Genomic DNA, 21349 nt, shown 5'->3' with positions numbered 1-21349 from the left:
CCTCGGACGTGCACGTCTCGTCGGTCCGTTTCGGCGTGTCGCGACGAGATGTGCACGTCCGGGGCGGGTGCGGTCAGCGACCCTCGCGGTCGCGGCGCGCCAGCTCGGCGAACATCGCGTTGTGTGCCGCGAGGTCGGCGTCGTCGTCGCGCTCGGCGGCCCGGTCGACACGTCGCGCCGTGCGCCGGTCGCTGCGCGACCACTGGACGAGCAGGGCGAGCATCACGAGCACGAGCGGGATCTCACCGGCCGACCACGCGATGCTGCCGCCGACCTTCTGGTCGGAGAACAGGTCGTAGTTCCACGGCAGTGCCAGGCCGCGGTAGTAGCTCTCGGCCATCACCGTGCCCATGCTCATGAGGGTGACACCGAAGAAGGCGTGGAACGGGAGCGAGCCGAAGACCATGGCCAGCTTCGTCACCGGCTGCAGGTCGCGCGGCGACGGGTCGACGCCGATCACCACCCAGTAGAAGAGATAGCCGCTGAGCAGGAAGTGCAGGTTCATCAGGACGTGCGCGGTGTGGCTGTCGATGGTCGCGGAGAAGATCCCGCCGAGATACAGGGCGTAGAAGCCGCCTACGAACATGACCGACGCGACGATCGGATGCGTGAAGAAGCGCGACGGCGGGCTGTGCAGGAACTCGAGGATCCATTCGCGCGGTCCGGGAGGGGCGTTGCGTCCGGCCGGCTTGAACGCACGCAGGGCGAGGGTCATCGCCCCACCGAGCGCGAGGAGCACCGGGGCGAGCATCGACAGGGCCATGTGCGCGCCCATGTGCACGCTGAACATCGCCGGCGAGTACATCCCGACGCCGGAACTGGTGGCGACGAACAGCACGAAGCAACCCGAGAACCAGGCGATCGACCGGCCGACCGGCCACGAGTCGCCGCGCTTGCGCAGCGTCCACAGTCCGACGGCGTAGGCGGCGGCGAACACGAGAGCAGCCGTGCCGAAGATCAGGTCGAAGCGCCACTGGCCGAAGAACAGGCTCACGAACGACGGCGGTACGTCGAGCTGGTAGCCGAGCTCGACCTCCTGGATCGTCGGCACCGAGGCCGGCGGCGGCGGGGGCGTGCGGCCGAGTCCCACGGCCAGACCGATCGTCGCGGCGAGGACGAACGCCTCGACGAGGGTGAACCGCACGAGCGCGGACCGGTTGGTGGGGTCGGCCTCGAGGGCCGGCAGTGCCCGGCGGCGCTGCGCCCAGCCGAAGATGCCGAGCAGGATGAGCGCGACGATCTTCGCGAGCAGCAACCGGCCGTAGGTGGTCGTGGTCAGGTCGTCGAACGACATGCGGACCGCGGCGTTGATGATGCCGCTGACGGCCATGACGACGAAGGCGAGTCCTGCGACGAAGGAGAACCGCCGGGCCGCGATGTCGGTGTGCTCGCCTCCCCGCATCGAATGCGCGAGCAGGGCGAACAGCCCGCCCGCCCAGACGGACGCCGCGACGAGGTGCAGCACGAGGCTGTTGGTCGCCATGTCGTGCGAACCGCCCGACGAGGAGTGCCCGGTCAGGGCGATCGGCATGAGCGCGATGAACGACAGCAGCAGCAGATAGGGCGTCCACGACCAGCGCACCGCGAGCCGGATCAGCAGGGCGGTGATCAGGGCGAGCACCGTCGTCCAGGCCCAGGCCAGCGACACTTCCACCTGGCCGAGCGCCGAGAAGAGGTTCTCCGGACGGATGGCCTCGCTCAGCGGGCTGCCGGACGTGTCGGACAGGGTCAGCGGCACCATCAGCGCCGCGGTGATCGCCCACACCGTCGCCGCGACGCCCGCGGTCCGGACGGCACGGTAGCCGCCGACGTCGAGCACACCCCCTCGTTGCGGGGGCACGAGGAAGGCCGCGAAGAACAGCGATCCGATCGTGATCACGGTCGCGATCTCGGAGATCGCACGGACCGCGGGAAGACCGTAGGTGGTGAGCGGACCGGGATCGGGGATGCCGAGCAACACCAGAGCCTGCGCAGCGGACAGTCCGACCGCGAACGCCGCGACGATGGCGGCGAGGAGGCCGAAGAGGATCAGCAGTGCCGGCGGGTTTCCCCTCGTAGGGGCGGGCGCCGGAGGCTGCGCGGGAGACGCGAGCTCGGATGTTGCCATGCCTACCAGGGTAGGACGTCCACGCCATGACCTACGACACGCCGTCGGAGCCCTCCGGGGCCGGAATCGGCGCATGTGACGACGTCGACGGCGTGCTGCAACGCGAGGAGTGTGTCGGCCGCCACCAACGCGTCGCAGTGCGGGAGCGCCGCGGACATCGCCCCGGTGGAGGGCGTGAAACCGGACTGCCCGGCCCGCGGATTGAGCCACACCACCCGGTGGGCGCGTCGCCGGATCCTGGCCAGGACGTGCGCGAGTGCGGTGGGATCGTCGCTGTCCCAACCGTCCGACGCGACGACGACGATCGCTCCGCGCAACAGGTGGCCGTGGTGGGAGGCGACCACCTCGGCGAGGGACCCGGCGATGCGGGTGCCCCCGAACCGCGTCCGCACCCGGTCGTTGGCGATGTCGATCGCCTGCTCGACCGACCGGTGCCGCAGGACCGGCGTCAGACGCGTCGCTGTGGTGGAGAACACGAAGACCTCGGCCGTTCCGGTGTGCGCAAGAGCACGGACGAGATGCAGATACACCCCGACGTAGGGCCGCATCGACCGGCTGACATCGCAGAAGACGACGATCTGCCGCCGCCGTCGACCGGGACGGGTGCGGATCAACCGGAGCGGTTCGAACCCGGTGCTGTGCGAGGCGGCGATGCTCGCCCGCACGTCGACGCGTCCGGTGTGGCGTTCGACCCGGCGCCGGGTGCGGCGGGTCGCCCATCGGACGCCGGCCTCCTCGATCCACGATTCGAGCAGTGCGAGTCGTGCGGGGTCGAGGTCGTCGAATCGTCGGTCGGCGATCTCCGCCAGCGCACTCGCGACCTCGCGGCCGGGCCGGTCGGCCGCCCGCTCCCCCTCCGCCGATTCGACGACGGTCCTCGTGACCCACGGGACGTCGTGGCCACCGGCCGGAGCATCCCGCCCGAGACGGGACGCGTCCGTCGTGGGCGCCGCGGGCGTGCCGTCGTCCTCGGGTCCGGTGCGGCGGGCGTGCGGGTCGAGTGGGAGCGGAGCGTCGCCGAAGACCCGGTCGAACACCGCGTCGAAGGTGGCGAGGCTCTCGTGCCGGTCGACGAGGGTGAGCCGCGCCGTCCAGTACAACCGGCTCCGGGTGCTCGGAGGGCACACGCGCAGCGCACGCGTGAAGGTCGCCGCGCCGTCCGCCGGCACCACGATCCCGGCGGACCTGAGCCGGTCGACCAGTCCGACCGCGAAGGCCGCGTGATCGACCCCGGGAAGCAACCGGGCGCTCACGACACCTCGGTGGAGACGAACCCGGTCAGCGCTTCCCCCAGCGCATCGACGTCGTCGGGGGTCTTCGCCAGTGCGGCGAGCGACATCGCCGCTTCGGGCCGGACGAGGTCGGCGACGCCGAGCGCCGCGAGCGCCGACACCCAGTCGATGGTCTCCGCGATCCCCGGCGCCTTGTCGAGATCGAGTCCGCGGGCCACCGCGACGAAATCCGTGGCGCGTTCGACGAGCGCGACATTCGCCGATGGCACCGTGCGCCGCAGGATCGCCACCGCACGGGCACGGTCGGGGAAGTCGATCCAGTGGTACAGGCAGCGCCTCCGCAGTGCGTCGTGCAGGTCGCGGCTCCGGTTGGAGGTGAGCACCACGACGGGCGGGCGGGTCGCGGTGAGGGTGCCGAGCTCGGGGACGGTCACGGCGAACTCCCCCAGGAACTCGAGCAACAGCGCCTCGAATTCGTCGTCGGCGCGGTCGATCTCGTCGACGAGCAGGACGGCGGGTCTGTCGCCGCGATGGCGGACGCAGCGCAGGATGGGGCGTTCGAGGAGGTACTCCTCGGAGTACAGATCGGCCTCGGCGGGAACCTCGCCACGCGCTTCGGCGAGCCGGATCGCGAGCAGTTGACGCTGATAGTTCCAGTCGTAGAGAGCTTCGGCGACCGACAGTCCCTCGTAGCACTGCAACCGGATCAGCGGGCTGCCGAGGATCTGCGCGAGCACCTTGGCGGCGGTGGTCTTGCCGACCCCGGGTTCGCCTTCGAGCAACAACGGTCGGCCCAGCGCGACCGCGAGGTGGATCGCGGCGGCGGTGCCCTGATCGAGCAGATGGTCGTGGTCGTCGAACCTGGCGACCACGTCGTCGACGTCGGTGAAGATGCCCGGGGACGACGGATCGGTCACGCCACGTCGTCCTTCTCGTAGCGGCGGCGGCAGCCCGGGCAGCAGAACCACACCGTCCGCCCGGCGACGACGAGGTGCGGAGTCGACTCGGTGACCGTGACGGTCATCCCGCACACCGGGTCGACGGCCGTGCGCGGTTTCGGGCCCGTCTCCCGCGGCACCTCGATGCGTCGACCGGTCTCCTCGGAGGATCGGGCGAGCCCGCCGCTGCGCGCGACACGCACGATATCGGCGACGATCGACAAGCCGATCTCGGCCGGGGTGCGGGCACCGATGTCGAGGCCGGCCGGGGTGTGGATGCGGGCACGCTCGTCGTCGGTCGGTTCCACCTCGTCGAGCACCGCGGCGCCCCGGGTGCGACTCGCGACCAGGCCGACATATCGGCTTCCGGCGTCGAGGGCCGCGCGAATCACGGTCGCCTCGTCGCCCCCGTGGCTCGCGACGATCACCACCGACGCCTCGGCGGGCACGCGCGTCCCGCGGATCGGTTCCACCGAGTAGTCGACGCGCCGCGCGAAGTCGCTTACCGCTTCGGCGACGGGCGAGTCCCCGAAGACGGCCACCACGATCGGGGGCATCCGTGGTTCGAGGAAGATCTCGGTGGCCCCGCCGGACATGCACGGGTTGACCGCGATCGTCGCTCCCGGGGTGTCGGGGAACTCGCCGGCCCCGGCGGGCAGCACCCGCAGGAGCATGCTCTCCCCTCGTTCGAGCACCGTGCGGGACGCCTCACGCACGGAACTCTCGGTGCACTGCCCGCCGACGAACCCCTCGATCGTGCCGTCGGCGAGGACGAGTGCCCGGTCGCCCGAGTGTGCGGACGTCGGTGGCTGTGCCCGCACGACCGTCGCCTCGACGAACGGCCGTCGTTCACTGCGCAACTGCTTCGCCCGCACCGCGAGATCCATGTTCCCGTCCTCCGATCGTTCTACTGGCATCGTCCGGTGGCGTCGCTCAGATCGGTGGGGTCGCGCGACCCTGCATGGCCTCCCACACCCGCGACGGCGTCAGCGGCATGTCGGCGTGCCGGACGCCGAACGGCTTCAACGCATCGACGACCGCGTTGACGATCGCGGGTGGCGAACCGACGGTGGCGGATTCGCCGATGCCCTTCGCGCCGATCGGATGGTGCGGCGACGGGGTGACGGTGAACGCCGTCTCGAGCGTCGGCACCTCGAGGGCCGTGGGGATCAGGTAGTCCATGAACGACCCGCCCAGGCAGGTGCCGTTCTCGTCGAACGCGATCATCTCCATCAGGGCCATACCGATCCCGTCGACGATGCCACCGTGCACCTGGCCCTCGATGATCATCGGGTTGATGCGGGTGCCGCAGTCGTCCACGGCCAGGAACCGGCGGATCTTCACCTGCGCGGTACCAGGATCGACGTCGACGACGCAGAAGTAGGCACCGTACGGATAGGTGAGGTTCTCGGGGTTGTAGCAGATCTGCGCCTCGAGACCGCCTTCGAGACCCTCGGGCAGGTCGCCGGCACCGTGGGCGCGCATCGCGATGTCCTGGATGGTCACCGACGCTCCCGGGTCGCCCTTCACGTGGAAGCGGCCCTTCTCCCATTCGAGGTCGGCGACCGAGACCTCGAGCATGCCGGCGGCGATGATCTTCGCCTTGTCGCGCACCTTCCGCGCGACGAGCGCGGCGGCCGCCCCGGACACCGGTGTCGAGCGACTCCCGTAGGTGCCGAGCCCGAACGGGGTGTTGTCGGTGTCGCCGTGCACGACGTCGATGTCGTCGGGCGGGATGCCGATCTCCTCCGCGACGATCTGCGCGAAGGTCGTCTCGTGCCCCTGTCCCTGCGACTGCACCGACAACCTCACGACGGCCTTGCCGGTGGGATGGACACGCAGTTCGCACCCGTCGGCCATGCCGAGACCGAGGATGTCCGTGTCCTTGCGCGGACCGGCTCCGACGGCCTCGGTGAAGAACGACATGCCGATACCCATCAGCTCACCCCGAGCGCGGCGTTCGGCCTGCTCGCGGCGCAGTTCGTCGTAACCGACGATGTCCATGGCCTTGCGCATGGTGGTCTCGTAGTCGCCCGAGTCGTACTTCCAGCCGGTCTTGCTCGTGTAGGGGAACTGCTCGGGTCGCAGGAGGTTCTTCAGGCGCAGTTCCGCCGGGTCCATGTCGAGGTCGTAGGCGAGGCAGTCGACGAGCCGTTCGACGAAGTACACGGCCTCGGTGATGCGGAACGAGCAGGCGTAGGCGACGCCGCCGGGCGCCTTGTTCGTGTAGACGGCCGTCATGTGGCAGTAGGCGGCCTCGATGTCGTAGCTGCCGGTGAACACACCGAAGAAGCCGGCCGGATATTTCACCGGGGCGGCGGTGGCGTTGAAGGCACCGTGGTCGGCGAGGACCTGCGACCGGATGGCGAGGATGCGGCCTTCCTTCGTCGCCGCGATCTCGCCGACCATGATGTAGTCGCGCGCGAAGCCGGTGCTCATGAGGTTCTCGCTGCGGTCCTCCATCCACTTCACCGGATGCCCGGTGACCAGCGACGCCACGATCGCCCCGACATAGCCGGGGTAGATGGGGACCTTGTTGCCGAATCCCCCGCCGATGTCGGGTGAGATGACGCGGATCTTGTGCTCGGGCAGACCCGCGACCAGCGCGTACAGCGTGCGGTGGGCGTGCGGGGCCTGCGTGGTGGACCAGAGCGTCAGCTTCCCGGAGATCCGGTCGTAGTCGGCGACCGCACCGCAGGTCTCCATCGGGGCGGGATGCACCCGCGGATAGACGATCTCCTGCCGGGTGACGACGTCGGCCTTCGCGAAGACCACGTCGGTCGCCGCCGCGTCGCCGGCTTCCCAGTCGAAGCAGTGGTTGTCGGTCTTGCCGTCCAGATCGGTCCGGATCACCGGCGCCTCGGGCGACAGGGCCGTGCGCACGTCGACGACCGGGTCGAGCATCTCGTAGTCGACGTCGATCAGTTCGAGGGCGTCGCGCGCCGAGTAGTGATCGTCGGCGACGACGAAGGCGACTTCCTGACCGTGGAAGCGCACCTTGTCGGTGGCCAGCACGGCCTGCACGTCGTTCGACAGCGTCGGCATCCAGGCCAGGCCCTTCTCGGCCAGGTCGGCACCCGTGATCACCGCCCGCACCTTCGGGTGCGCGAGGGCGGCGGACGTGTCGATGCCGTTGATGCGGGCATGCGCGACCGGCGAGCGGAGCACCGCGAGATGCAGCATGCCGGGCAGCCGGACGTCGTCGACGTAGTTGCCGCGTCCGCGCACGAATCGCGGGTCCTCCTTGCGCAGCATCCGGCCGTGACCACACGGCTTGCGATCGTTGTCCTGTTCCTCCGGGCGTGTGTCCGGTTCGACGGCGGTCATCACGACACCTCCGTGGGTTGCGCCTTCGAGGAGTGTTCGGCGGCCCACCGGACCGACCGGACGATGGTGGTGTAGCCGGTGCAGCGGCAGATCTGCCCGGAGATCGCCTCGCGGATCGTCGCCTCGTCGGGGTCGGGATCGCGATCGAGCAGGGCCCGGGCGGTGATCATCATTCCCGGGGTGCAGAAGCCGCACTGCAGTCCGTGGCAGCGCACGAAGCCTTCCTGCACGGGGTCGAGGACACCGTCGCGTTCGAGTCCCTCGACGGTGAGCACCTCGTGGCCCGCGGCCATGACCGCCAGCGTCGTGCACGACTTCACCGGTTCGCCGTCCACGGCGACGACACACGTTCCGCAGTTGCTCGTGTCGCATCCCCAGTGCGTTCCGGTCAGACCGAGGTGGTCGCGCAGGAAGTGCACGAGCAGTGTCCGGGGTTCGACGTCGGCGGTGACGCTCTCGCCGTTGACCGTCATCGAGATCTGCATCGGTTCACACCCTTTCGGTGACGCCGAGACGTTCGGCGGATCGGCGCAGGGCCCGCACCGTCAACTCCGATGCGAGGTGACGCTTGTAGGCGGCGGTGCCGCGCTGATCGGTCTCGGGATCGCATGCCGACGCGGCCGCGGCGCCCGCCTCGCGGAAGAGTTCCTCCGAGGGCGGCGAGCCGCGCAACAGCTCGGACACCCTCGACAGTGCCGCCTCGTCGGGGCGCACGGCCGTCAGCCCGACACGCGCGTCGGTGATGCGTCCGTCGTCCGCCATCCACAGCGCGGCGCCCGCCGCGGCCACCGCCCAGTCCCCCGCGCGACGCTCGACCTTCTCGTACGCGCTCGAGGCGGTGCCCTTCCGCGGCAGTCGCACCTCGACGAGCAACTCGTTCGGGGCGACCGCCGTCTCGTAGGCACCGAGGTGGAAGTCGTCGAAGGCGAGTTCACGCACCCCCGCCGGGCCGCGGACGACGCACGTCGCGCCGAGCACGGCGCACACGGTGGACAAATCCTCGGCGGGGTCGGCCTGGCAGATCGACCCTCCGAGGGTCCCGCGGTTGCGGACGATCGGATCGGCGATGACCTTCTCCGCGTCCCGGAAGATCGGAAAGATCTCGGCGAGTTCGTCGGATTCGAGCAGCCGACGGTGGCGCACGAGGGCACCGATGCGAACGACCTCGGGTTCGACCGTGATGTGGTCGAGTTCGTCCCCGAGGTCGTTGATGTCGATCAGGTATTCCGGATTCGCGAGCCGCAGTTTCATCATCGGAAGAAGGCTGTGTCCGCCGGCGACGACGCGGGCACCTTCTCCGTGCCGGTCGAGCAGCTCGACGGCGTGCTCCACTCCGGTTGCGCGCGCGTATTCGAACGGGCCAGGAACCTGCATGAAGAACTCCCACCCTCGGGCGGACGCATCGGTTTTCCCCCGCCGATCCGTCCGCACTTCCCCCTTCGGCGCCCAGGTTAGCCCCGAGCCACGGTCCGCGGGTCGAAACGGACGATCTGGACCGAACCCCCATGTCCGCGCCGGCGGGTCGAGAGCCGAACCGCGCTCGTCAGGAGCTCTCGACGACGCGAGCGGATAGCGTGGAAGGAGCCGACCGGCCGACGCGACGGGAGCACCACGCACATCCATGGACGTGATCAACGAATTCATCATCGGCCAGGCCGCAGCCCTGTGGGTCTACCCGTTGCTCTTCGCCGTGTGCACGCTCGACGGCTTCTTCCCACCGGTGCCCAGCGAGACCGTCCTGGTCACCCTGTCGTCCCTCTCGGGTTCGACGGGACGTCCCTATCTGTGGATCGTCATCGTGCTCGCGGCGCTCGGCGCGATCATCGGCGACAACATCGCCTACGCGATCGGACGGAAGGTCGGCACCGAACGGTTCCGGTGGATGCGCCGCCCGAAGGCGAAGGCCGCCTTCGCGTGGGCGCGGCGCGGACTCGACAAGCGCGGCGCCGCAGTGATCCTCACGGCGCGATACATCCCGATCGGTCGGATCGCCGTGAACATGACGGCCGGAGCGACCCGCTACCCGCGGCAGAAGTTCGTGCCCCTCACGATCCTCGGCGGTACGACCTGGGCGCTGTACTCGGCGTTCGTGGGGCGTCTCGTCGGCGGCTGGTTCGAATCGCAGCCGCTGTTCGGCGCCGCGGTGGCCATCTGCGTCGCGGTGGTCCTGGGTGTCGGAATCGACCATCTCATCCAGCGGTTCAAGGCCGGTCGAGTGGACGTTCCCCGGGGCGAATCGAGCCCCGACGACGAACGCGGCAGCACGCTCGAGCGTTGATCCCGGCGGGCGCGAGGGTGTGTGCGGCGACCACAGGAAGCACCCGCTAAGATTCTGGCCGCGCCTCCGTAGCTCAGATGGATAGAGCAAGAGCCTTCTAATCTCTAGGTCGCAGGTTCGAGTCCTGCCGGGGGCACCTCCGACCGTCGGCGCAGCGCCCGCCGCGGGGTCGCACATCGTACCGATGAGCCGGGCAATCCGCCCGACTGACAGGCCGTTCGGACCGTGTGTTTCTCATCCCACCTTGGAGGCGGGCTAACACATGCTAAGGGCCACGCCCTATAGTTTTCGTCGTAAAACCCTTGTTACAGAATCCTCACAGAGTCAGGTAGGTGGGCGTGTCGACATCGGACCGCATCGAAGAGATCTACGAGCAGGTCAAGGCCCGCAACGCAGGTGAGCCCGAATTCCACCAGGCTGCGGCCGAAGTGTTCGAGTCTCTGCATGTCGTGCTCGAGCGGCACCCCGGATACTTCGAATCCGGCCTGATCGAGCGCCTGTGCGAGCCGGAGCGGCAGATCATCTTCCGCGTGCCGTGGATCGATGATCAGGGCAATGTCCACGTCAACCGTGGCTTCCGCGTGCAGTACAACAGCGTTCTCGGCCCCTACAAGGGTGGCCTGCGCTTCCACCCGAGCGTCAACCTCGGCATCGTCAAGTTCCTCGGCTTCGAGCAGATCTTCAAGAACGCGCTCACCGGCCTGCCCATCGGCGGCGGCAAGGGCGGCTCGGACTTCGACCCCAAGGGTCGCTCCGAGCAGGAGATCATGCGCTTCTGCCAGTCGTTCATGACCGAGCTGCACCGCCACATCGGTGAGTACACCGACGTCCCGGCCGGTGACATCGGCGTCGGCGGCCGCGAGATCGGCTACCTGTTCGGCCAGTACAAGCGCCTCACCAACTCCTACGAGTCCGGCGTCCTCACGGGCAAGGGCCTCACCTGGGGTGGTTCGCAGGTGCGCAAGGAGGCCACCGGTTACGGCGCGGCCTACTTCGTCAACGAGATGGCCAAGACCGCCGGCACCTCGCTCGAGGGCCGCACCGCCGTCGTCTCCGGTTCGGGCAACGTCGCGATCTACGCCATCGAGAAGATCCACCAGCTCGGCGGCACCGCCATCGCGTGCTCCGACTCCTCCGGCTACATCGTCGACCGCAAGGGCCTCGACCTCGAGCTGCTCAAGGAGATCAAGGAGGTCCGTCGCGGACGCATCTCCGAGTACGTCGACGAGCGCGGCGACGCCGAGTTCTACCCCGGCGGCAACATCTGGAACGTTCCCTGCGACATCGCACTGCCGTGCGCCACGCAGAACGAGCTCGACGAGGAGTCGGCCAAGACCCTCGTCAACAACGGTGTGAAGATCGTCGCCGAGGGCGCCAACATGCCCACCACCCCGGGCGGCATCAGCGTCTTCCGCGACGCCGGAGTCGCGTTCGCGCCCGGCAAGGCCGCCAACGCCGGTGGCGTGGCGACCTCCGCACTGGAGATGCAGCAGAACGCCTCGCGCGACTCGTGGCACTTCGACTACACCGACGAGCGTCTCGCCGGCATCATGGCCGACATCCACGGCCGGTGCGTCGAGACCGCTGCCGAGTACGGCAAGCCGGGCGACTACATCCACGGCGCCAACATCGCGGGCTTCGTGAAGGTCGCCGACGCCATGTTCGCACTGGGCGTCATCTGACGCTGCGTTCGCACCGGGCGTCATCCGACGACCGAAGTCTCACACGGAGTGCGGGTACCGACGAGTTCGGTACCCGCACTTCGTGTTTCGGGTGAAGGGTCGTCCCGCCGGGGAGGGCGGGACGGCGGTCTAGCGGACGATCTCGCGCCGGTCGTCGGGGAGCCTGCGGGTGCGACCCGCCTTGTCGAGCCGGTCGAGCAACGGCAGGACCACCCGCCGTGTCGTTCCCAGCCGCTCGCGCGCGGCGCTGGTCGTGAAGGGCTGATCCAACTCCCCCAGCAGCTCCGCAGCCGTATCGGCGGCGTCGGGGAGCAGGACGATGCCCGGGCCCACCCGCCACAACCGTCCGCTCCGTTCGGCCGCGCCGAGGGCACGATCGTCGAGGCCGAGCTCGCGCAGGCGATCGGCGGTCGGGGCCGCGAACGGAGCGGCCGACAGATCGCGGCGCACCTGCTCGACGGCCTTGTCGATCTTCGGCGGCAGACCGTCGGCGCCGGGAGCGATCACCCGTCCCCCGACCACTTCGAGTGGCGGCCGCACCAGCGCCCGGACGAGGTCGGGTGTGGGAAGACGCAGCTGCGACGCCAGCACCGTCAACGGTGCCGCCGGATCCAGTGGATGGGCACGGGCGTGGGCCTGCACGAGTGTGGGCAGCCGGTCGGCGACGGCCTTCGCGAGGCCGGGTGCGACGAGCCACGGCCCGACCGTCAGGTGCTCCCCCTGTTCGAGCGGAATGCCCAACTGCCGCAACCGTTGCCGATGCAGGAGTCCGCGGCGGGCGAGCTCGTCGGCCAGACGCGGCGTCCCGTCGGCCCCCGCCAGTTGCAGCGCACGCCGCGCTGCCGCGCCGCGCCGCCGGAACCGGGGTGGATCGGGGTCGAGAACGTCGGCCCGCCAGATCATCCGGCGCCCCGGGTCGCGCAGCAGGGCGCGGTCGCCGATCCGCAGGGGCAACGGGCGGTCGAGGGTGAGCCGAACGAGATCGTCTCCCAGCGGACGGCACCGGACGCCGACGTCCGCGGCTCCGATGTGCAGCACCGGAGCGACCGGAGGCCGGTCCTCGCCGCTGATCCGCACGTCGACCACGGAGGTGTGGTGCCACGCGCCGGACGTGACGAGCACACTGCCCCGTCCCAGGTCGTCGACCCGACCGGTGAGATTGAGGGCGACCCTGGCCACGCCGCTCACCGCGCTCCGGTCGCGACCGAGTGCCTGCACGCTGCGGACCCGCAGTGGTGTGTCCCCGAGCGCGAGGGTGTCCCCCACGCGCACCGTGCCCGCGGGAAGGGTTCCGGTGACGACGGTTCCGGATCCGCGCACGGTGAACCGGCGGTCCACCCAGAGCCGGACGTCGGCCTGCGGATCGGGATCCGGGAGCGAGGCGACCATCGTCGTCAGTGCGCTGCGGAGATCGTCGAGGCCCATCCCGGTGCGGCCGCTCACGGCGACGACGGGCGCCCCCGCCATGCTCGTGCGGGCGACCTCCGCCGCGGCTCGCGCGGCCGCGGGTCCCGGATCGGCGAGATCGGCCCGGGTGACGGCGACGACCGCGTGGCGCACGCCGAGCGCGTCGAGCGCCGCGAGGTGTTCGGCCGCCTGCGGCATCCACGGATCGTCGGCGGCCACCACGAACAGCGCGGCCGGGACCGATCCCACCCCGGAGAGCATCGTCGTCAGGAATCGCTCGTGCCCGGGGACGTCGACGAAGGCGACCTCCCCCACCTCCGGCCAGGACGTCCAGCAGTAACCGAGCTCGATGGTCAGTCCTCGTCGCCGTTCCTCGGCGAGCCGATCCGGGTTCGCCCCGGTGAGCGCTTCGACCAGCGTCGACTTGCCGTGGTCGACGTGACCGGCGGTTGCGACGACGTGCATCAGGATCCTTCGCGAGCGGCCACGCGCGTCACGGCGTCGATCAGTTCGCCGTCCTCGGCGGGGTCGACCGCGAGCAGGTCGAGCAGCAACCGGCCGCGTTCGACGCGGCCGACGACCGGGTGCTCACCGAGCCGCAACGGAACAGCGAGGTGTTCGGGCAGGGCGATCGCGACGCTCGGCAGGACGACGTCCGGGGCGCCGCCGCCACCGACGACACCGTCGGAGTCGACCACCTCGGGTTCGCACTCCGGTGGCAGTGCCCCGCAGATCGCCTGCGCGCGAGCGCAGAGATCCTCCGGGCGGGAGGCCAGCGCCGCCGCCACGGGGGGCATCGGTCCCGTCAGTGTCGCTTCGAGAGCGGCGAGGGTGAGTTTGTCGACGCGCAGCGCCCGCGCGAACGGGTCGCGGCGCAGGCGCTCCACGAGTTCGGCCCGTCCGAGCAGCAGGCCGGCCTGCGGGCCACCGAGGAGCTTGTCGCCCGAGGCGGTCACCAGGTCGGCGCCGGCGCGCAGGGCGGTGGTGGCGTCGGGCTCGTTCGGCAGCCGCGGATGCGGGGCGAGCAGACCCGATCCGATGTCGACGACGACGGGTGGTCCGAGCCCGGTGAGTTCACGGACCGACACCGACGACGTGAAGCCGCTGACGGTGAAGTTCGAGGGGTGCACCTTGAGGACGAAGGCGGTGTCGTCGTCGACGGCCGCGGCGTAGTCGCTCAGGCGCACGCGGTTGGTGGTGCCGACCTCCCGCAGCGTCGCCCCCACGGATTCCAGCAGTTCCGGGATCCGGAAGCCGTCGCCGATCTCGACCAGTTCGCCCCGCGCGATCACGATCGAGCGACCACCGCGCGCGAGCACCCGCGTGACCAGGGCGAGAGCCGCGGCACCGTTGTTGACGACGTGGACGCCACCGGCGTCGGGTACGTGCTCGGCGAGCGCCTCGAGGGCACCGCGTCCTCGCCGTCCGCGCCGGCCGGTGGTCAGGTCGAGTTCGACGTCGGTGGCGCCGGCCGCGGTGGACACGGCCTCGACCGCCGCTCGCGACAGCGGGGCGCGACCGAGATTGGTGTGCACGACCACGCCGGTGGCGTTGACGACGCGGCGCAGCGTGGTCGCCTGCTGCGGTAACGACGCGACCGCGATGTCGGCGACGGCGTCGGGCCCGATCTCGCCGTCGCGGCACCGTTGCTGGGCCGCGACGACGGTCTGCTTGACCAGTCGGGCGCCGAGCCGGTCGACGGCCTCGCGCAGGCGCGGATCGGCCAGGACCTGGTCGGTGCGGGGAACGTCCCGTCTCGGATCCGGCACGCGCTCCTCATCCCACGGTCGACGAAAACATTTGGCGGAGGCGGACGGGAATCGAACCCGCCCAGCCCAGATACTGGGCCACAACGGTTTTGAAGACCGCGACCGTCACCAGACGAGAACCACCTCCGCGCTCACCCTAACCGAAGCCGGACTCTCGGTGACGACTCGCCCGTATGTTTGGGTCCATGACCGCACACGTCGACCTTCCCGAGGGCGCCATCCGACTCACCCAGTACGCCGCCGGCGGCGGTTGCGCATGCAAGGTTCCGCCGGGTGAACTCGAACGGGTACTCGGCGGTCTGCAGGGCGGACGGGCCGCCGGCGAACTGTTGGTGGGTGTGGAGAACGGCGACGACGGAGCCGCGGTCCGGATCGACCCGGCACCCGACGGCAGCGGCCGGGCCGTCATCGTGACGGCCGACTTCTTCACCCCCGTCGTCGACGACCCCTACGACTGGGGACGGATCGCCGCCACCAACGCCATGTCCGACGTCTACGCGATGGGTGGCACGCCGATCATCGCGGTCAACCTCCTGGGCTGGCCGCGCGAACTCATCCCGTTCGAACTCGCCGCCGAGGTGATGCGCGGCGGCGCCGACGCGTGCGCCGAGGCGGGTGCCCATCTCGCCGGCGGGCACAGCATCGACGACCGTGAGCCGAAGTACGGGCTGGCCGTGACCGGTCTCGGCGATCCGGATCGCCTGCTGCGCAACGACGCTGCCACGCCCGGCCTGCCGCTCACCCTCACCAAGCCGCTCGGTCTCGGCATCCTGAACAACCGTCACAAGGCCACCGGCGAGCGGTTCGAGGAAGCGGTCGCGGTGATGACGACACTCAACCGCGAGGCGGCGCAGCTCGCACACGATGCCGGTGTCCGCGCCGCCACCGACGTCACCGGTTTCGGTCTGCTCGGGCACCTGATGAAGATGATGCGGGCCAGCGGCACGACCGCTGTGATCGACTCCGCGGCAGTGCCGTACGTCGCCGGAGCACGGGAGTCGCTCGCGGAGGGATTCGTCCCCGGCGGGAGCCGGCGCAATCTCGACTGGGTGCGCGAGCAGGTCGACTCGGAGGTGGACGAGGACGAGCTGCTGCTGCTCGCCGACGCCCAGACGTCCGGCGGTCTGCTGGTCGTCGGAGAGCTGCCCGGCCATCCCGTCATCGGTGAGGTCGTCCCCGCGGGTGAGCACGCGATCCGGGTGCGCTGAGGCCCCGGACCGCCGGATCTCCGGGACTGTGTGACACGACGACACACCTGCACCGGGATTAACCGGCACGAAGCATGGGTAGACGGTAGCTTCGGAACGAGAGCGCAGGAAAGGAGTACCGATGGCGGAGAAGGACACGTCCCTCCCCTGGCCCGTCCTGCGCCAGTTCCTCGGCAAGGATCTGCTCGGACGCGGCAAGGCCGCACGGTCCCGTCGTACCGAGGAGATCGAACCGCGCACCTCCACCGCCGATCGTGTCGCCCGCAGCGTGTGCCCCTACTGCGCTGTCGGATGCGGACAGAAGATCTTCGTCAAGGACGAAAAGGTCGTCCAGGTCGAAGGCGATCCCGACAGCCCGGTGAACCGTGGGCGCCTGTGCCCGAAGGGTTCGGCGAGCAAGAACCTCGTCACCAGCGAGCTGCGCGAGACCCGGGTCCGCTACCGCCGGCCCTACGGCACCGAATGGGAAGACCTCGATCTCGACACGGCCATGGAGATGGTCGTCGATCGCGTGCTGAAGACCCGCCGCGAGACCTGGCAGGAGTTCGACGACAAAGGCCACCGGGTCCGGCGCACGATGGGTATCGCCAGTCTCGGCGGTGCCACGCTGGACAACGAGGAGAACTACCTCATCAAGAAGCTGTTCACAGCGATGGGGGCGGTCCAGATCGAGAATCAGGCCCGTATATGACACTCCGCCACCGTCCCCGGTCTGGGGACCAGCTTCGGACGCGGCGGCGCCACCGGCTACACGGCCGACCTTGCAAACGCTGACTGCATCATCATCCAGGGTTCCAACATGGCCGAGGCCCACCCGGTGGGCTTCCAGTGGGTCGTGGAGGCCCAGAAGCGTGGTGCCCGCGTCATCCACATCGATCCGCGCTTCACCCGTACCAGCGCGGTGGCGGACAAGCACGTCCCGATCCGGGTCGGCAGCGACATCGCCTTCCTCGGCGGTATCGTCAATTACGTCCTGAGCAACGAGCTGGACTTCCGCGAGTACGTCGTCAACTACACGAACGCCGCGGTGCTCGTCAGCGACAAGTTCGAGGACACCGACGATCTCGACGGGCTCTTCTCGGGCTTCGACCCCGAGAAGCGGACCTACGATCCGACGAGCTGGCAGTACGACGTGGAGGACGAATCCGGCGACCTGCACAAGTCGCAGGCCAACGGTTCCGAGGAGCACGCCGAGCACCGGGAGACGGCCGCGGGCCTGCAGAACGAGGCGCACGGCATGCAGACGGCGAGCCACCCGAGGCGCGACGAGACGCTGCAGCACCCGCGATGCGTCTACCAGGTGCTCAAGCGGCACTTCGCCCGCTACACCCCCGAGGTGGTCGAGCAGGTGTGCGGCGTCTCGCAGGAGGACTTCCTCGACGTCTGCCGCGCGTGGACGGAGAACTCCGGCCGGGAGCGGACGACGGCGCTCGTCTACAGCGTCGGCTGGACCCAGCACAGTGTCGGTGTGCAGTACATCCGCACCGGCGCGATCCTGCAGTTGCTGCTCGGCAACATGGGCCGCCCCGGCGGAGGCATCATGGCGTTGCGCGGTCACGCCAGCATCCAGGGCTCGACCGACATCCCGACGCTGTTCAACCTCCTGCCCGGCTACCTGCCGATGCCCGACGCGAACAAGCACCACTCGTTCACGGACTGGGTCGACAGCGTCCGCAACCCGGGCAGCAAGGGTTTCTGGTCGAAGGCCGACGCCTACGCCGTGAACCTGCTCAAGGCCTACTGGGGCGACGCGGCGACCGCGGAGAACGACTACTGCTTCGACTACATGCCGAGGATCACCGGCGACCACGGCACCTACCGTTCGGTGCTCGACATGATCGACGGAAAGGTCAAGGGCTACTTCCTCCTCGGGCAGAACCCGGCCGTGGGCTCTGCTCACGGACGTGCGCAGCGGCTCGGGATGGCGAACCTCGACTGGCTCGTGGTGCGCGACCTGTTCGAGATCGAGAGCGCCAACTTCTGGAAGGACTCCCCGGAGATCGAGACCGGCGAGATCGTGACCGAGGAGTGCGCCACCGAGGTGTTCCTCTTCCCGGCGGCCTCCTACGCCGAGAAGGAAGGCACCTTCACGCAGACCCAGCGGATGCTGCAGTGGCGGGAGAAGGCCGTCGAGCCGCCGGAGGACTGCCGCTCGGAACTGTGGTTCTTCTACCACCTCGGCCGCATGATGCGGGAGCGTCTGGCCGAGTCCACCGACGAGCGCGACCGGCCGCTGCTCGACCTGGCATGGGACTATCCCGTGCACGGCGAGCACGACGAGCCCAGCGCCGACGCGGTGCTCATGGAGATCAACGGCTACGACGTCGCGACCCGCCGGCCGTTGTCGTCGTTCACCGAGATGAAGAACGACGGCTCCACCCTGGGTGGCTGCTGGATCTACACCGGGGTCTATGCCGACGGCGTCAACCAGGCCAACCGGCGCAAGTCCCGGCACGAGCAGTCGTTCGTGGCTCCCGAATGGGGCTGGGCGTGGCCGATGAACCGCCGCATCCTCTACAACCGGGCCTCCGCCGACCCCGAGGGCCGGCCGTGGAGCGAACGCAAGGCCTACGTGTGGTGGGACGACGACGCGCAGCAGTGGACGGGTGCGGATGTTCCGGACTTCGAGAAGACGAAGCCGCCGAGCTACCGCTCCCCCGAAGGCGCCGACGGTATCGAGGCGCTCGAAGGGATCGACCCGTTCATCATGCAGGGCGACGGCAAGGGCGCCCTCTACGTGCCGCAGGGGCTCGTCGACGGTCCGATGCCGACGCACTACGAACCGGTGGAGTCACCCTTCCGCAACCCGCTCTACGCGCAGCAGGCCAACCCGACGCGCAAGGAGTACCGCCGCGACGACAACCCGATGAACCCGGCGCCGCCGGAGGACCACATCGACGTGTTCCCCTTCGTGTTCACGACGAGCCGTCTCACCGAGCACCACACCGCCGGCGGCATGAGCCGCTATCTCGAACATCTCGCCGAACTGCAACCGGAGATGTTCGTGGAGGTCTCTCCCGCCCTGGCGGCCGAACGCGGACTCGAGCACATGGGCTGGTGCCACGTGATCACCGCCCGCTCCGCGGTCGAGGGCCGGGTGCTGGTGACCGAGCGGTTGCGGCCTCTGAAGGTGGAGGGACGGACCGTCCACCAGGTGTGGATGCCCTATCACTGGGGCAGCGGCGGCATGGTGACCGGCGACTCGACCAACGATCTGTTCGGAATCACGTTGGACCCCAACGTGCTCATCCAGGAGACCAAGGTCGGTACGTGCGACGTCCGCGCCGGACGTCGACCGACCGGAGCGGGACTTCGGGAGTACGTCGAGGGATATGCGCGGCGGGCCGGGGTAACCGATCACGTGTACCCACCCATCGTGACCGTCCCGGACGGTGATACGGCCTCGGACGACCGACATGCCCCGGAGGCCTCGGACGACCGACATGCCCCGGAGGAGGACGAGTGAGCGGCCCCAACAGCTTCTTCGGACCGATCGACCCGGCACCCGATGCCGGGTACGAGGATCCGCCGGCTCGCAAGGGCTTCTTCACCGACACCAGTGTGTGCATCGGGTGCAAGGCCTGCGAGGTGGCCTGCAAGGAGTGGAACGACGTCCCCGAGAACCTTTTCGCGATGCTCGGCACCTCGTACGACAACAGTCATTCGCTCAACGCCAACCAGTGGCGGCACGTCGCCTTCATCGAGCGTCCTGCCGAGTCGAAACCGCCGGTGTCGCTGGGGATGCCGACGGTCGGGGCGACCCCGACGGAGCTCCCGGAGGAGGAGAAGCCGGACTTCCGCTGGTTGATGTCCTCGGACGTGTGCAAGCACTGCACCCACGCGGCGTGCCTCGACGTGTGCCCGACCGGGTCGCTGTTCCGCAGCGAGTTCGGCACGGTGGTCGTGCAGGACGACATCTGCAACGGCTGCGGATACTGCGTGGCCGCCTGCCCGTACGGCGTCATCGACCGTCGCAAGGGTCCGGAGGGCGACCCGAAGGTCGGTATCGCCCAGAAGTGCACGCTCTGCTACGACCGGCTCACCGACGGCCAGACACCGTCGTGCGCGCAGGCATGCCCCACGGAGTCGATCCAGTTCGGCGACGTCGAGGAGTTGCGCGCCCGCGCCGAGGAACGACTGGCCACCCTGCACGAGCGCGGTGTGGGCGAGGCACGGCTCTACGGCAACGATCCCGAGGACGGGGTCGGCGGAACCGGCGCCTTCTTCCTGCTCCTCGACGAACCGGAGGTCTACGGCCTGCCGCCGGATCCGGTGGTGACGACCAAGGATCTTCCGGAGATGTGGACGCGCGCCGCCGTCGCGGCCGTCGCGATGCTGGCGGGCGCCGCCGTGTCGTTCCTGAGGAGGCGCGGATGACCCAGGTGCAGCACGGCGGCAGCCCGGGCAACCCCCGCCGGTCCGGTGGCGGTCGCGGCGGCGACCGGGTGATGGTGCCGGAGGCCGACTTCGAGTCCTATTACGGACGTCAGATCGTGAAACCGGCTCCGTGGGAACACGACATCGCCATCTACCTGTTCACCGGCGGCGTGGCCGCGGGCAGTTCGCTGCTCGCCGCGGGTGCCGATCTCACGGGGCGGCCCGCCCTGCGCCGGGTGGCCCGATTCGGTTCGCTCACATCGTTGCTCGTCAGTGTCGGTGCACTGGTCCACGATCTCGGCAAACCGAGTCGCTTCCTCAACATGCTGCGGGTCGCCAAACCGACCTCACCGATGTCGGTCGGGACGTGGATCCTGTCGCTGCACGGTCCGTTCGCGGGCGTCGCGGCGGTCGCGGAGATCGCCGAGATGCTCCCCGCCCGGTGGAAGCGTGGGCCGGTGCGCCTGCTGCTCGCCCTCGGCCGGCCCGCCGGGATCGTGGGCGCACTGACCGCACCGCCGGTCGCCGCGTATACCGGAGTCCTGTTGTCCGATACCGCAACTCCGGCCTGGCATTCCGCCTTCAAGGAGATCCCCTTCGTGTTCTGCGGGTCGGCGGCCGCCGCATCGGGTGGTCTCGGACTGCTGGGCGCGCCGGTTGCCGAGGCCGGACCGGCGCGCGCCTTCGCTGTCGGCGGTGCGCTCGTCGAACTCGCGACCGAGCAGCAGATGGAGAAGTCGATGGGCCTGTCGGCCGATACGCTCCACCAGGGTCGCCCCGGACGACTGATGAAGGCCAGCAAGGCATTGACGGTGGCCGGTGCGCTCGGCGCGCTCGTCGGTCGCCGCAATCGGGTGGTGTCGGCCGTGTCCGGTGCCGCCCTCATGGTCGGTTCGCTGTGCACGCGACTCGGCGTCTACGAAGCCGGCATCGCGTCGGCGAAGGATCCCAAGTACACCGTCGTTCCCCAGCGTGAACGAGTCGATCGCGGGGAACCCGTTCGCTACCGCGGCTGAGATCCGGC

15 protein-coding genes and 2 tRNA genes are annotated in these 21349 nt (G+C 69.5%); 7 read left to right on the top strand and 10 right to left on the bottom strand.

What is annotated here, in order from left to right; all coding sequences use genetic code 11:
- Positions 1 to 73: 73 nt before the first annotated feature.
- From LPH33_RS09110 to LPH33_RS09080, 7 genes are read right to left on the bottom strand one after another with little or no spacing between them, the layout of a single operon-like run.
- The gene (locus tag LPH33_RS09110) at positions 74 to 2107 is read right to left on the bottom strand and encodes a cytochrome c oxidase assembly protein (protein WP_145691849.1); all 2034 of its coding nucleotides are present in this window, start codon (positions 2105 to 2107) and stop codon (positions 74 to 76) included.
- 2 nt (positions 2108 to 2109) lie between these two features.
- Complete coding sequence (locus LPH33_RS09105; protein ID WP_088897389.1) at positions 2110 to 3360, bottom strand: vWA domain-containing protein; 1251 nt, start codon at positions 3358 to 3360, stop codon at positions 2110 to 2112.
- Positions 3357 to 4256, bottom strand: a complete 900-nt coding sequence (locus LPH33_RS09100; RefSeq protein ID WP_016692461.1) for an AAA family ATPase — start codon at positions 4254 to 4256, stop codon at positions 3357 to 3359. Before LPH33_RS09100 ends, LPH33_RS09105 begins: the two co-directional genes overlap by 4 nt.
- The gene (locus tag LPH33_RS09095; protein WP_145691851.1) at positions 4253 to 5164 is read right to left on the bottom strand and encodes an XdhC family protein; all 912 of its coding nucleotides are present in this window, start codon (positions 5162 to 5164) and stop codon (positions 4253 to 4255) included. The genes LPH33_RS09100 and LPH33_RS09095 overlap by 4 nt, the downstream gene beginning before the upstream one ends.
- Positions 5165 to 5210: 46 nt before the next feature.
- On the bottom strand, positions 5211 to 7604 hold the full coding sequence (locus tag LPH33_RS09090) for an aerobic carbon-monoxide dehydrogenase large subunit (RefSeq protein WP_229567870.1): 2394 nt from the start codon (positions 7602 to 7604) through the stop codon (positions 5211 to 5213).
- Positions 7604 to 8089, bottom strand: coding sequence for a (2Fe-2S)-binding protein (locus LPH33_RS09085; protein ID WP_088897393.1), 486 nt, complete (start codon positions 8087 to 8089; stop codon positions 7604 to 7606). Before LPH33_RS09085 ends, LPH33_RS09090 begins: the two co-directional genes overlap by 1 nt.
- Positions 8090 to 8093: 4 nt before the next feature.
- On the bottom strand, positions 8094 to 8978 hold the full coding sequence (locus LPH33_RS09080; RefSeq protein WP_026061182.1) for an FAD binding domain-containing protein: 885 nt from the start codon (positions 8976 to 8978) through the stop codon (positions 8094 to 8096).
- Positions 8979 to 9225: 247 nt separating this feature from the next.
- Between LPH33_RS09080 and LPH33_RS09075 the strand changes: the two genes are divergently transcribed.
- From LPH33_RS09075 to gdhA, 3 genes are all read left to right on the top strand, one after another.
- Positions 9226 to 9882 carry a DedA family protein gene (locus LPH33_RS09075; protein ID WP_160876408.1) on the top strand — a complete coding sequence of 219 codons (657 nt, stop codon included), beginning with the start codon at positions 9226 to 9228 and terminating at the stop codon, positions 9880 to 9882.
- A 62-nt stretch (positions 9883 to 9944) separates the two neighbouring features.
- Positions 9945 to 10018 (top strand) — tRNA-Arg (locus LPH33_RS09070).
- 202 nt (positions 10019 to 10220) lie between these two features.
- Positions 10221 to 11564 (top strand): NADP-specific glutamate dehydrogenase, encoded by a 1344-nt coding sequence (gene gdhA / locus LPH33_RS09065; RefSeq protein WP_026061181.1) that lies wholly within the window; start codon positions 10221 to 10223, stop codon positions 11562 to 11564.
- Positions 11565 to 11693: 129 nt separating this feature from the next.
- Here the strand turns inward: gdhA and selB are convergent, their stop codons facing one another.
- From selB to LPH33_RS09050, 3 genes are all read right to left on the bottom strand, one after another.
- Complete coding sequence (gene selB, locus LPH33_RS09060; RefSeq protein WP_229567869.1) at positions 11694 to 13436, bottom strand: selenocysteine-specific translation elongation factor; 1743 nt, start codon at positions 13434 to 13436, stop codon at positions 11694 to 11696.
- Positions 13436 to 14740 carry an L-seryl-tRNA(Sec) selenium transferase gene (gene selA, locus LPH33_RS09055; protein WP_229567868.1) on the bottom strand — a complete coding sequence of 435 codons (1305 nt, stop codon included), beginning with the start codon at positions 14738 to 14740 and terminating at the stop codon, positions 13436 to 13438. Before selA ends, selB begins: the two co-directional genes overlap by 1 nt.
- Positions 14741 to 14772: 32 nt before the next feature.
- Positions 14773 to 14867 (bottom strand) — tRNA-Sec (locus LPH33_RS09050).
- Between the two features lie 58 nt (positions 14868 to 14925).
- Between LPH33_RS09050 and selD the strand changes: the two genes are divergently transcribed.
- From selD to nrfD, 4 genes are all read left to right on the top strand, one after another.
- The gene (gene selD / locus LPH33_RS09045; RefSeq protein WP_088897395.1) at positions 14926 to 15948 is read left to right on the top strand and encodes a selenide, water dikinase SelD; all 1023 of its coding nucleotides are present in this window, start codon (positions 14926 to 14928) and stop codon (positions 15946 to 15948) included.
- A 121-nt stretch (positions 15949 to 16069) separates the two neighbouring features.
- Positions 16070 to 19414: a formate dehydrogenase gene (fdh, locus tag LPH33_RS09040; RefSeq protein ID WP_229567867.1), complete on the top strand. Its 3345-nt coding sequence runs from the start codon at positions 16070 to 16072 to the stop codon at positions 19412 to 19414.
- On the top strand, positions 19411 to 20325 hold the full coding sequence (locus LPH33_RS09035; RefSeq protein ID WP_229567866.1) for a 4Fe-4S dicluster domain-containing protein: 915 nt from the start codon (positions 19411 to 19413) through the stop codon (positions 20323 to 20325). The genes fdh and LPH33_RS09035 overlap by 4 nt, the downstream gene beginning before the upstream one ends.
- The gene (gene nrfD / locus LPH33_RS09030; RefSeq protein ID WP_229567865.1) at positions 20322 to 21341 is read left to right on the top strand and encodes an NrfD/PsrC family molybdoenzyme membrane anchor subunit; all 1020 of its coding nucleotides are present in this window, start codon (positions 20322 to 20324) and stop codon (positions 21339 to 21341) included. The genes LPH33_RS09035 and nrfD overlap by 4 nt, the downstream gene beginning before the upstream one ends.
- Positions 21342 to 21349: the final 8 nt, after the last annotated feature.

The sequence above is a fragment of the Rhodococcus sp. RDE2 genome (assembly GCF_020885655.1).
GTDB lineage: Bacteria > Actinomycetota > Actinomycetes > Mycobacteriales > Mycobacteriaceae > Rhodococcus > Rhodococcus pyridinivorans.
The sequence above is the reverse complement of the archived record's forward strand: the minus strand, read 5'-3'. Positions and strand labels throughout refer to the sequence as shown.